The sequence below is a fragment of the Pseudomonas sp. MNR3A genome, assembly GCF_009650575.1.
Taxonomy (GTDB): Bacteria; Pseudomonadota; Gammaproteobacteria; order Pseudomonadales; family Pseudomonadaceae; genus Aquipseudomonas; species Aquipseudomonas machongensis.
Genome location: NZ_VZZS01000031.1, coordinates 86,033 through 97,263, shown reverse-complemented (window position 1 = coordinate 97,263; position 11,231 = coordinate 86,033). Strand labels below are relative to the sequence as shown.

The following is an 11,231-nucleotide window of genomic DNA, read 5'->3' as shown; positions in this document are numbered from 1 at the left end:
TTGCTCCCGGGAGGACCGCGCTGCAGGGCCCATCCTGGGCCCCAGCGCTTGACGGGCATCCATGCCCGTCACCTCCCTCCGCAAGTCCTGCGTTCGGCCTCCTGAAGTCGCGGAGGTACGGGCGGTGCCTGGGCTGGCGCAGCTGTCGCTAGTAGGTATGAGGCTCGATTCTTGATCGGCAACGGCAACGGCACTGAAATTGCCCTGTAAGGACGCCGGCGCGGCTCAAGCCACTTTGCGTAAGGCCTCTATCAACTCTCCCTTGCGCATGGTCGAGCGCCCGGCGATATGCCGCTTGCGCGCACGGTCCATCAACTCGGCCTTGGTCATGTCCTCCAGCTGCTGTCTGGAGCGGGGCACGCCATGCTTTGTCGCGACTGCGCGCCGGGCCGAGGACTCCCGCGCTTTGGCCTTGGCCGCCGGGCTTTTCTGTTGCCCGGAACCGCCGTTGCGCTCACCGCCACCGGACTGCTTGTTGACCGTGGCCCAGGCGCGGGCTTCGGCTTCGTCCTTGGACACGCCCTTGGCCTCGTAGCTCTGTTCGATATGCTCGGCCTTGCGTTTCTGTTTATCGGTGTACTTGTCTTTTTCTCCACGTGGCATGGTCGTTCTCCTCTACGTCAGTGGGTCTGCCAGACACCGTTGCTGCGCTCGCAATCGCTACGCGCCTGGCCCAGGCTGGGGGTGTCGTAGTAGTAGGTGATGATCCGCGCGTCCTTGGGCACGGTGGGGCGGGTGGAAGGCTCGTTGCGCCCCGCGGCATCGGGGTTGGCCAGGGTTTCCTGGGTCAGCGGTGCGATGCAACTGCCCACGCTGCCGTCGGCGCAACGCTCGACCCGGCGTTTCTGGCTGTTGAGCATCTCCTTGCTTTCGTTGCTGCACGACCAGGCAATCGCTTCGGCCGGCATGTTGGCGTAGCTGTAGCAGGTGTGCTGCTGCACCGGTTTGACCGCCTCGCTGGATGAGCGCGTGACCACGTCGCAGCCTTCGGCCATTGCCTGGCCGCTGGCCAGGGTGGCCAGCAGTGCAATACATGGAACGATTCGCATGATGTACCTCCCGGGCCCCACGGCCCATCAGCGCTTGTCGAGGGCTGGCTCGACCTGTCGGCGCAAGGCCTTGGCGCGTTTCTCGAGGATCAGGTAGGTGACCACCGCCAACAGCAGCGGGATCAGGTAGTACAACGTTCGATAACCCAGCAACGCGGCCACCAGCGTGCCCTGGCCGAGCTGGCCATGGAGCAGGGCCAGGAACACGGCCTCCAGCACGCCAAGCCCGGCGGGAATATGGGCGACCACGCCCGCCACGCAACTGATCAGCAACACACCCAGTACCGAGGGATAGAACAGCTCCGGTGGCAGCAGCAGATGGATCAACGCCGCCATCAACGCCCAGTTGCTTGCACCCAAGGCCACCTGGCACAACGCCAGGCGCAGGCTCGGCAGGGTGACTTCATGCCCGCGCAGGTCCCACGTGCGCCGCTTGGCGAAGGCGCAGGCGAACAGGTAGGCCAACGCGACCACGACCATCAACACGCCGATCAGCCGCAGGCCGCCGGCCCCTACCGTCCAGTTCTCCGGCAGCTTGACCAGGCCCAAGGCGAATACGGTGCCGGCCAACAGCAGGTAGCCCATCCAGTTGGTCAACAGGCCCAGGGTGAGGATGCGGGTGATGGTCGGGGTATCCAGGCCCAGCCTGCCGTACAGCCGATAGCGCAGGGCCACGCCACCGACCCAGGTGGTGAAGTTGAGGTTGAACGCATAGCAGACGAATGCCACCGGCAGCACCTGGCGGGCCGGCAGGCGGTGGCCGGTATAGGCGCGGGCGAGCAGGTCGTAGCTGGCGAACACCAGGTAGCTGCACAGGGCCAGCAGCAACCCCAGGATCAACGTCGAGGGCCGGTAGGCCCGCAGCGACTGGCTGACTTCGTTCCAGTCCAGGTTGCGCGCCAGGGTGAACAGCAGCACCGGGATCAATACCAGGAACAGCACGGTCAGCAGGCGTTTGCCCCAGGTCTTCCAGCGTGGCGTGGCCATCAAGTCTTGCCCTCTTGGTAGTCGACCGGAGCCTCGCTTTCGCTTTGCAGCGACTGCAGGCGTTGCCGGTGTGCCGGGAACCAGCCGGCGATCCGCGGGAAATAGCGGGTGATATGGAAGCCCAGGAAGATCAAGGGGGCACGCCACCAGTAACCGCGCACCATGCGCTCGAGCGTCACGGCCTTGCAGTGTTCGCGGGTCAGTTCGCTCAAGTGTTGGTAGAGCACAGCGTTGAACGCCCGGTCGCGGATCAGCAGGTTGGCTTCGAGGTTGAACGACAGGCTTAGTGGGTCGAGGTTGCTCGAGCCCACCGTGGTCCACTCGTCGTCCACCAACGCTACCTTGCCGTGCAGCGGGCGCTGGCAGTATTCGTAGATGCGCACCTCGTCGCGCAACAGGTAGTTGTAGAGCAGCCGGGAGAGTGCGCGGACCCAGCGCATGTCCGGTTGCCCCTGAAGGATCAGGGTCACCTCGACCCCGCGCCGAGCGGCGTTGCGCAGTTCGCGCAGCAGGCGGTAGCCGGGGAAGAAGTAGGCGTTGGCCACGACGATACGTTGCCTGGCTTCGCGCAGGGCCTGCAGATAACAGACCTCGATATCGGTGCGGTGGCGCCGGTTGTCGCGCTCCACCAGCACGGCGCTGGCCGGGCCTGCGGCGATGTTGTTCGGCTGGACTCGGCTGGCGGCATCCAGCACGGGGGCGAGCATTCGGCAGGAGGACGCATGCACCTGGCCCACTACCGGGCCGACGACCTCCACGGCGTAGTCCTGCTTGGCCTGTGGGCCGAAGTCTCCGAGGTGGTCGGCGCTGTAGTTGATACCGCCGATGAACGCGCGTTGTCCGTCGATCACCAGGATCTTGCGGTGCAGGCGACGGAACAGGTTGGTGCGCATGCCGGCCAATCGTGGTTGCGGATCGAACGAATGGAAACGGACCCCGGCCTCGGTCATCGAGGCGATGAATTCGTCGGGCAGGTCGGCGGTGCCGTAACCGTCCACGGCGACTTCGACCCTTACCCCGCGCCGAGCGGCGTCGATCAAGGCCTGGCGCAAGGCCTGGCCGACCTTGTCGTCGTAGATGATGAAGGTCTCCAGGAGTATTTCCTCGCGAGCCTGAGCCATGGCCTCGAGCACGCGCGGATAGTACTGCTCGCCGTTGACCAGCAACTGGACGTGATTGCCTTCGCTCCAGGGCAGCTTCATAGCGTCACCTGCGCCACCAGCGGGGCATGGTCGGAGAGGTGTGACCACGGGTATCTGGACAGTACCCGGGCGTCGCCGGCTTGTGCGTGGCGCAGGTAGATGCGGTCCAGGCGCAGCAGCGGCAAGCGCGCGGGAAAGCTGCGCGCCGGCTTGCCGAAGGCTTCGACCAGATGCCCCGAGAGCCGCACATCCGCTTTCAGGCGCCAGTCGTTGAAATCGCCTGCGACGATGACCGGCTCGTCCGACGGCAGGCTGTCGAGCAAGGCCAGCAGCAGGTCGACCTGCTGCTGGCGGTGCTCCTCGCGCAGCCCCAGGTGCACGCAGATCGCGTGCACCTGCTCGTGACCTGGCACTTCGAGCTGGCAATGCAGCAGGCCGCGCTCTTCGTTGCCGTGGATCGTGACGTCAAGGTTGTCGTGGACTCGGATCGGAAATTTGGACAGGAGCGCATTGCCATGGTCGCCATGGGGATAGACCGCGTTGCGTCCGTAGGCGAACTGCGGCCACATGCTGTCGGCGAGGAATTCGTATTGAGGTGCTGTCGGCCAGGTCGGGTGGCGCTCGGCATGCTGCTGATGGCTGCCGTGCACCTCCTGCAGGAACACCAGATCGGCGCCGGTAGCGCGTACCGCCTCGCGCAACTCCGGCAGGATGAAACGGCGGTTGAACAGGGTAAAACCCTTGTGCACGTTGAGGGTCAGCACCGTCAGGCGGTGCACGGCGGTCACCTTGTCGATGATGCAGCGGGGGGCAGGCAAGGTTCCGTTCATAGCAGCTCCTGCGGTTCGACGCCGGGCTCGGTCACCAGCTCGCCGTCAAGGCCGAGCTTGCCCAGCAGGCGGCGGGCATCGTAAGGGGCATGCACTTTCTGGTCGTTGTCGAAATAGCAGTACACGTCACGGGAGGCGCGCTTGGCCGGCGCGCGGCGCACGACGCGCTGGGCATCCTCCGGCTGGCCGCCTGCAGCCCAGGCCTGGATGCGCATGCGCCAGCGGCGCAGCGCGGTGGCGGTATAGCCGCTGCTGTAGAGCTCGACATCGCCATGCAGGCGCAGGTACATGAAGTCGGCCGTGACCTCCTCGACATAGGGCCATTTGCCCGCGCTGTCGGCGACCACCAAGGCGACCTTGTGTTTGCGCAACAGGTTGATGAAGGTGTCGCAAAGGAAGCTGGGATGGCGAATTTCCACGGCGTGGCGCAGGCGTGCGTTGCCCTTGATGGCAGTCCCACCGCTGCCTTGCAGGCGCTCGGCGGCGTCGCGGGCAATGCGGCGGGCGGCCGAGCGGTCATGTGGGAGCTTGGCGAGAAAATCGCTGAACCGCTGCACGTCGAATTTCAGGTTTGGGGGAAACTGCCAGAGAAAAGGCCCAAGCTTGTCACCCAGCAGCAAAGGGCCCGAGGCGAAGAAGTTCGCCAGCGCTTCGTCGATCTCGCGAAGCCTGCGCACATGGGTGATATAGCGCGGCGCCTTGACCGAAAACACGAAATCTTCGGGCGTATCGTCACGCCAGCGCTCGTAGCGTTCAGGGGTCTGCAGCGCGTAGAACGAGCCATTGATCTCGATACTGTTGACTGCCCGCGAGGCGAACGCCAGTTCGTCGTCCTGACGCAGCCCCTTGGGGTAGAAGTCCTTGCGCCATGGGCCATAGCGCCAACCGGAAATGCCAATGCGGATCTCGCTCACCACAGCCCCCTGGATTGATGTACTCATCAGTAGCGACCCGTGGCGGATCGAGAGGGTTCAGCAGGATTGACGAGTGGCGCTACCTGGAAAGCGCCGGGCCTTCAGCCGTCGGATTGCTCTTCTGGAGGTACCTGGCCTTCCGGCCAGTCGGGTGCCTCTTGTTGCGGATCGGGCGCAGGTATCTTCTCGCCGGGATCGTGCGGGACTTCATCGACATAAGGATCTGGATGATTGGGGTCGCTCATGGTCGGTCTCCTGGGCAAGTAGGTCAGTCGCTTTTGTCAGCCATAAGGGGTCACCTCTGGTCGAACACAGGAAGGCCTGTGTTCAGTTGTGACCTGAGCGCGAGTCATCGCACTGCAAGGATTCTCGGATTTCCAGACCAGTTGCCTGAAGGACCGCGGGACAAACATTTAGCGGGCGAACAACAGCAGTACCGCGCATGGCCTGCGTTGCGAGCAAGTTCGCCGGTGGGGCAAGAAAGCCGGAACTTTGCCCGTGCTGCGGGGCTCCACCGCATGCAGGAGCACACATCGAGGTACACCATGAAATTCGATCGATTTGCCCAATGGTTGGCCAACCGCAGTGGACGTCCGATGACCTTCGCCATCGCACTAGTGCTCATCATTGTTTGGGGGGTGAGCGGGCCGTTGTTTGACTTCAACGATACCTGGCAACTGGTGATCAACACCTCGACCACCATCATCACCTTCCTGATGGTGTTCCTGATCCAGAACACCCAGAACCGCGACAACGACGAGTTGCACATCAAGATCGACGAGCTGCTGCGCACCACCAAGCGGGCGCACAGGGCGCTGCTGGACCTTGAGGACATGGGGCCGGCGGAACTGCATGCGCTGCGCAAGCATTACCAGCGGATGGGTGAGCACGACTCGGCAAAAGCGAGCCGTGATGCTCAGGAAAAGGACACGTCTGACTGAGCCTGGAAGCAGACAGGGCCAGTCAAATGATTCACCAACTGACCCGATCGACTCCGTGATCTCTTCTAAAAGCGCTGTTCCACGGCACTGCAGTAGGGGCGAATGACCATCGCCACACTGGGCGGCGAATCCAGCCAGGTGCCCGTGGCCCGCGCTTTGACGGCGCAGAGCCAGGTCAATAGGGCACCGAACCGCACAGTGTCTCTATGGCCTCGACCAGTTCGTCATAGCCCACCGGCTTGTTCAGATGGCGATCGAAGCCTGACTGGCGTGAGCGGTACTGGTCGGCGCTGGCGCCGTAGCCGGTCAGGGCAATGGCCGGTGTGTAGCGCAGGTGCTCCAGGCCCCGTAGCGCCTTGATCAGGGCATGGCCGTCCATTATCGGCATGCCGATATCGGACAGGATGATCTCGTAGCGTCCCTCGGCGGCGGCCTCGAGCGCTGCTTGCGGGTCGCTGTAGGCCTCGACGTTCGCACCTTCCATCTCCAGCAACTGCTGCATGACCTCGAGGATTTCCTTCGAGTCGTCTACCAGCAGCACCTTGATACCGTCCAGCCGGCCGTCGCTGGCCTGCTCGGGCGCATCTGGCGGGGCCTGGTGCTCGGGCGCGGTCAATGGCAGGGAGACCGTGAAGGTGGTGCCGCAACCAAGCCCCGGAGAATAAGCCGCCACCGTCCCGCCATGGGCCTCGACCAACTGGCGCACCAGCGACAGGCCGATGCCCAGCCCGTCGCGGTGATTGCCGGACGACTGCGGGGCAGCCTGGGTGAACAGGTCGAAAACGCTCTCGAGGCTATCCGCGGTCAGGCCCACGCCCTGGTCGATCACTTCCAGATGGGCTTGTGTGTCTCGCCTGGCGAGCGCCACGCGAATCTCGCTGCCTGCGGGGCTGAATTTCAAGGCGTTGTTCAGCAGATTCCAGATGATCTGTTCGAGCCGCGTGCCATCGGCATCGACGTAGACCGGCGCGCCATCGGCCGGTAACGCCAGGCGCACGGTGCAAGGATGCTGCTCGTTGAGCACCACCGCATGGATGCCCTGTAGCACTGCGCACAGGTCGATCAACTGGGTCTTGAGCTTGAGCTTGCCGGTGCGGATGCGGGCGACGTCGAGTAGGTCGTCGATGATCCGCGCCTGACTGGATACTGCGTCACAGATGATCCCGACAGCCTTGCTGGCGGCGCTGGCAGACTTCACCGCCGGCGAGCGACGCAGGATCTCGGCGTTGAGCTGGATCAGATTCAGGGGATGCTTGAGCTCGTGGGACATGACGGCGAAGAACTCGTCCTTCATGTGGCTGCTGCTCTGCGACTCGGCCAGTTGCTTGCTCTGCTCGTCGTGCAGGCGCTTGTGGCCGGTGAGGTCGCGGGCGATCTTCACGTAGCCGCGCAGGCTGCTGCCCTTGAGGCGGGAGACCTCGCCGCTGCAGTAGAAGCGACTGCCATCCTTGCGCACGTGCCAGCGCTCGTCCTGGCCGCGGCCATGGAGGCGGGCACTGCGCAGCTCGTGTTCCGGCACACCGCTGGCCTGATCCTGTTCGGTGAAGATCAGCTGATAGTGCTGGCCGAGGACCTCGTCCTTGCCATAACCGAAAATCAGTGCGGCGCCGGTGTTCCAGTCGGTGATCAGACCTTGCTCGTCAAGCAGGATGATGGCGAAGTCATGGGTGCTTTCGGCCACCAGGCGCATGCGTTCCTCGCCCTGGCGCAAGCGTTCTTCCGCGGCGCGGCTCTGGCTGATGTCGATGAAGGTCAGCACGGTGCCATCGACGTTGCGCTCGCTGGCCCGGTAGGGCAGCAAGCGGGCCAGGTACCAGTGCTGGTTGTGGCCGACGACCTCGCGTTCGATGGTGGTCTCGCGCTCGACCACCGCACGGGCGTCGTCGGCCAGGCCGGGGTAGTCGAGACGATGGGTGATATCGAGTAGCGAGCGCCCGGTGTCCACCGGCAGCATGCTGAAAATGTCGGTGGCCCGTGGGGTGAACCAGCGGATGCACAGGTTACGGTCGACGAAGACCGTGGCGATGTCGGTCGAGGCGATCAGGTTGCTCAGGTAGTCGTTGACCTTGTCGGTCTCCTCGACCTTGGTCTTGAGCTCGTAGTTGACCGTCAGCAGCTCTTCGTTGATCGACTGCAGCTCCTCCTTGCTGGTTTCCAGTTCCTCGCTGGCCGAGCGCAGTTCCTCGTTGATCGCCTGCATTTCCTCGTTGGAGGCGGTCAACTCCTGGCTGGAAAACTCCGATTGCTCGATGGTTTCCTGCAGTTGCAGCCGCGTGCGGTGCAGTTCGCGCTCCAGGTTGCTCAGCACCATGCCTTCGGTCTGCTCGGCGGCTGCGTTGGTGCTGGCGCTGCTATCGACTTCGATTGTCTGGAACACCACCAGCAGGCAATCGGTACCACTGGGGTCATCCTGGTGCGGCTGGATCAGGATTTGCACGGTAGTGGGCTGTTCGTCGAGGTTGACCGCGACACTGCGCGAGGTCACCGCCTGGCCGCTGCCTTGCGCTTGCAGCATGGTACTGCGCAGGGCCGGCCGCAAAGGCGCGATGATCAGGCTGAGCAGGTTGTGGCTGAGCTCGCCACCCGCATGGCGCAGGAAGCGCCCGACACCTTCACTCATGTGCAGGATATTGCCCTCGCTATCGACCACCAGGCTGGGCGGCGTGCAGCGGGCGAGTGCGCGGTGGTGGATCTCGGCGTAGGACAATCGGCGAGTGCTACGCGCGCGGGCCGGTGGCGTGAGCGCAGGCTCCGGAGCCTGCAGGCGCGGCGGATGGCTGGTGGTCGGCACTTCTCGGGCGCGGAAGATACGGTTGCGTTTGTCCACGGCGACGAACAGCTCGGCCGCAAGGTCAGTCGATTCGGAGCTACCGAGGAACAGATGGCCGCCTGGACGCAGGGCGAAATGGAACAGACGCAGGATATCGCGCTGCACCTCGCGGTCCAGGTAGATCAGCAGGTTGCGGCAGACGATCAGGTCAAGCTGGGAGAACGGCGGGTCGGATAGCAGGTTGTGACGGGCGAACAGGACCTTTTCCCTGATTTCCTTGCGTACCCGCAAGTGCTGTTCTTCCTTGATGAAGAACTGGCGCAGGCGCGCCGCCGACACGTCGGTGGCGATGGCGTCTGGATACCGGCCGGCGCGACCGATAGCGATGGCGCGTTCGTCGAGGTCGGTGGCGAATACCTGCACCTGGGCACTGCGCTGTTCCACCGCCAACTGTTCGGTCACCAACATCGCCAGGCTGTAGGCCTCTTCGCCGGTGGAGCAGCCCGCTGACCAGAGGCGTACCTCGTGCGCGGACTCTTCGCTGGCATCCTTGTTGACCAGGCCGGGCATGACATGGCGCTGCAACGCTTCGAACGCTTCGCGGTCGCGGAAGAAATTGGTCACTCCGATCAGCATGTCGGCCAGCAGTGCCCGCGACTCCTCCGGATGGCGTTGCAGGAAGTCGAGGTAGCCGGCCAGCTCTGTCTGGCCGGTGACATGCAGGCGGCGTTCCAGACGGCGCAGTACGGTGGCGCGCTTGTAATGGCTGAAATCGTGTCCGGTATCGCCTTGCAGCGTCAGCAGGATCTCATCCAGCAACGGGTCACTTGCCGCCGGGTCGCCTTCACGCTCTCCCAGTGGCGGCGGCAGGCTGTCGTCTTCGATTTCCGGCAGTTTCACCTGGCGCGCCGTGCGCCACAACTCGACCAGGCGCCCAGGCATTTCAGCCACCGGCAGCAGCAGGTCGACCATGCCGGTGGCCAGCGCCGCACGGGGCATGTCGGGGTGCTCGGCATCATCGGGTGCCTGCACCAGGGTCACGCCACCTTGCTCCTTGATGCGTGTCAGGCCTACGGCGCCGTCGCTACCGGTTCCCGAGAGCACGACGCAGAACGCATGGTCCTTGTGCACGTCGGCCAGATCGCGAAAGAACAGGTCGATGGCCACATGATCGCCGCGGCTGCGCTTGGCCGGGGTTACCCGCAGGTAGCCGTCGTTGGTGGACAGGCGATTGGCCGGCGAGATCACGTAGACATGGTTGCGTTCGATCGGCACCGGCTCGCTGACCTGGCGTACCGGCATGCGGGTGACAGCCTGGATGATCCGGTCGGCCTGGCTCTGGTGGTCCGGGGAGAGGTGAAGAACGACGACGAAGGCCATGCCGGAGTCGTCCGGGGCGTGCTGGAAGAAACGACGGATCGCCTCCAAGCCGCCGGCTGAGGCGCCGATGCCGACCACGGGGAAATCCAGGTGGCTGGGGCTGAGCGCCGAGTTGTGCGGCGAGGCGAGGGACGTTTTGCTGGACGACTTCATGGCATCAGCCTTGTACGGACTGGGAAATGGCCTGGTGCGAATCGCCGGGCACTGGACGCAGATTATAGGTTGGCGCTCACTTTGGCGATGAGCGGCTGCCCTCGAGGAGGGCCAGATGCTCGATGGCCTCCTGATAACGCTCGGCTGCCTTGCGCCGCAGCCTTTGGTAATGGTCGAAGTCAAAGGCGTCGAGCCCGACGCCTTCGAGCAGGGCAAAGGCTGCGTGGTCGAGTTCATAGGCGCTGGCGAACAGCCGGCGATTCTGCTCCAGAGCGAGCTGTTGGCAGGCGCGGGTCGTGGGCATGGGAGCTCCGGTAGGCGAGGTGGTATTCAGACCTTTGACTAGCGCGCAGGCAAATAAGTGCGAACGTTTTGACCGGATGGCTCAACGGGCAGCTCTTTTTGATTTCAGCTGCGACCACCGACTGTGCCCGTGGCCTGGAAGCGAATGGAAAATCTGTACATGAAGATGGAATATCTGTACATCGTGCTATCTTTGTACAGTATTGGGCCGCGCTCGAGGTCAATATGGTTCACCGTGCTCGTTGGACGTGCCTTTGCCTGCTGATCGTTGCGTTTTCGGCGACGGCGGACTGGCGCTCGCAGTTGCCCGGAGCGCAGCGGTTGGGTGCGGGTGAGTTCACTTGGTTCGGCCTGCGTCTTTACACCGCCCAGTTATGGACGCTGGGGCCGGCGCTGGACTGGAATCAGCCGTTCGCCCTCGAGCTTCTCTATCACCGGTCGTTGTCCAAGGACACGCTGGTACAGGCCAGCCTCGAGGAAATGCATCGTCTCAACGCTGGCGGCATTGCGCCACAGCAACGCTCGGCTTGGACCCAGGCGCTCGAAGCGGCATTCGTGGACGTGCGCCCCGGGATGCGAATTACAGGCTTGTACCTGCCGGGGCAGGGGTGCCGCTTTTACGTCGAGGGTGAATTGAGCCGCGAAATCACCGACCCGGCCTTTGCCCGGGCATTCTTTGCCATCTGGCTCGATCCACGTGCCAGGGACCCACAACTGCGTCAGCGCCTGCTTGGGCTGACTGACAGTGAACGAGGACGCTGA

General features: G+C 63.9%; 11 protein-coding genes. 2 read left to right on the top strand and 9 right to left on the bottom strand.

Annotated elements, in window-relative coordinates:
- Positions 1-225 precede the first annotated feature (225 nt).
- From F6X62_RS22100 to F6X62_RS22070, 7 genes are all read right to left on the bottom strand, one after another.
- The gene (locus F6X62_RS22100) at positions 226-603 is read right to left on the bottom strand and encodes a Rho termination factor N-terminal domain-containing protein (protein ID WP_153774708.1); all 378 of its coding nucleotides are present in this window, start codon (positions 601-603) and stop codon (positions 226-228) included.
- Positions 604-620: 17 nt separating this feature from the next.
- Positions 621-1,049 (bottom strand): hypothetical protein, encoded by a 429-nt coding sequence (locus F6X62_RS22095; RefSeq protein WP_151924498.1) that lies wholly within the window; start codon positions 1,047-1,049, stop codon positions 621-623.
- Positions 1,050-1,076: 27 nt separating this feature from the next.
- Positions 1,077-2,036, bottom strand: coding sequence for a lysylphosphatidylglycerol synthase domain-containing protein (locus F6X62_RS22090; RefSeq protein WP_153774707.1), 960 nt, complete (start codon positions 2,034-2,036; stop codon positions 1,077-1,079).
- Complete coding sequence (clsB, locus tag F6X62_RS22085; RefSeq protein WP_153774706.1) at positions 2,036-3,238, bottom strand: cardiolipin synthase ClsB; 1,203 nt, start codon at positions 3,236-3,238, stop codon at positions 2,036-2,038. The genes F6X62_RS22090 and clsB overlap by 1 nt, the downstream gene beginning before the upstream one ends.
- Positions 3,235-4,008, bottom strand: a complete 774-nt coding sequence (locus tag F6X62_RS22080) for an endonuclease/exonuclease/phosphatase family protein (RefSeq protein WP_153774705.1) — start codon at positions 4,006-4,008, stop codon at positions 3,235-3,237. Before F6X62_RS22080 ends, clsB begins: the two co-directional genes overlap by 4 nt.
- The gene (locus F6X62_RS22075; RefSeq protein WP_256674058.1) at positions 4,005-4,949 is read right to left on the bottom strand and encodes a DUF72 domain-containing protein; all 945 of its coding nucleotides are present in this window, start codon (positions 4,947-4,949) and stop codon (positions 4,005-4,007) included. The genes F6X62_RS22080 and F6X62_RS22075 overlap by 4 nt, the downstream gene beginning before the upstream one ends.
- A 74-nt stretch (positions 4,950-5,023) precedes the next feature.
- Entirely contained in the window at positions 5,024-5,167 is a 144-nt protein-coding gene (locus F6X62_RS22070) for a hypothetical protein (protein ID WP_153774704.1), read from the bottom strand.
- A gap of 300 nt (positions 5,168-5,467) precedes the next feature.
- Between F6X62_RS22070 and F6X62_RS22065 the strand changes: the two genes are divergently transcribed.
- The gene (locus F6X62_RS22065; protein WP_153774703.1) at positions 5,468-5,863 is read left to right on the top strand and encodes a low affinity iron permease family protein; all 396 of its coding nucleotides are present in this window, start codon (positions 5,468-5,470) and stop codon (positions 5,861-5,863) included.
- Positions 5,864-6,038: 175 nt separating this feature from the next.
- Here F6X62_RS22065 and F6X62_RS22060 read toward each other — a convergent pair whose 3' ends face one another.
- Entirely contained in the window at positions 6,039-10,166 is a 4,128-nt protein-coding gene (locus F6X62_RS22060; protein WP_153774702.1) for a CheR family methyltransferase, read from the bottom strand.
- A 76-nt stretch (positions 10,167-10,242) separates the two neighbouring features.
- Positions 10,243-10,470 (bottom strand): hypothetical protein, encoded by a 228-nt coding sequence (locus F6X62_RS22055; protein WP_153774701.1) that lies wholly within the window; start codon positions 10,468-10,470, stop codon positions 10,243-10,245.
- A 224-nt stretch (positions 10,471-10,694) separates the two neighbouring features.
- Here F6X62_RS22055 and F6X62_RS22050 point away from each other — a divergent pair, with 224 nt between their 5' ends.
- On the top strand, positions 10,695-11,231 hold the full coding sequence (locus tag F6X62_RS22050; RefSeq protein ID WP_153774700.1) for a chalcone isomerase family protein: 537 nt from the start codon (positions 10,695-10,697) through the stop codon (positions 11,229-11,231).

Coding starts and splice junctions, on each gene's coding strand:
- F6X62_RS22050 (WP_153774700.1), top strand. CDS start 10,695: ATGGTTCACCGTGCTCGTTGGACGTGCCTTTGCCTGCTGATCGTTGCG.
- clsB (WP_153774706.1), bottom strand. CDS start 3,238: ATGAAGCTGCCCTGGAGCGAAGGCAATCACGTCCAGTTGCTGGTCAAC.
- F6X62_RS22075 (WP_256674058.1), bottom strand. CDS start 4,949: ATGAGTACATCAATCCAGGGGGCTGTGGTGAGCGAGATCCGCATTGGC.
- F6X62_RS22090 (WP_153774707.1), bottom strand. CDS start 2,036: ATGGCCACGCCACGCTGGAAGACCTGGGGCAAACGCCTGCTGACCGTG.
- F6X62_RS22095 (WP_151924498.1), bottom strand. CDS start 1,049: ATGCGAATCGTTCCATGTATTGCACTGCTGGCCACCCTGGCCAGCGGC.
- F6X62_RS22070 (WP_153774704.1), bottom strand. CDS start 5,167: ATGAGCGACCCCAATCATCCAGATCCTTATGTCGATGAAGTCCCGCAC.
- F6X62_RS22065 (WP_153774703.1), top strand. CDS start 5,468: ATGAAATTCGATCGATTTGCCCAATGGTTGGCCAACCGCAGTGGACGT.
- F6X62_RS22080 (WP_153774705.1), bottom strand. CDS start 4,008: ATGAACGGAACCTTGCCTGCCCCCCGCTGCATCATCGACAAGGTGACC.
- F6X62_RS22055 (WP_153774701.1), bottom strand. CDS start 10,470: ATGCCCACGACCCGCGCCTGCCAACAGCTCGCTCTGGAGCAGAATCGC.
- F6X62_RS22060 (WP_153774702.1), bottom strand. CDS start 10,166: ATGAAGTCGTCCAGCAAAACGTCCCTCGCCTCGCCGCACAACTCGGCG.
- F6X62_RS22100 (WP_153774708.1), bottom strand. CDS start 603: ATGCCACGTGGAGAAAAAGACAAGTACACCGATAAACAGAAACGCAAG.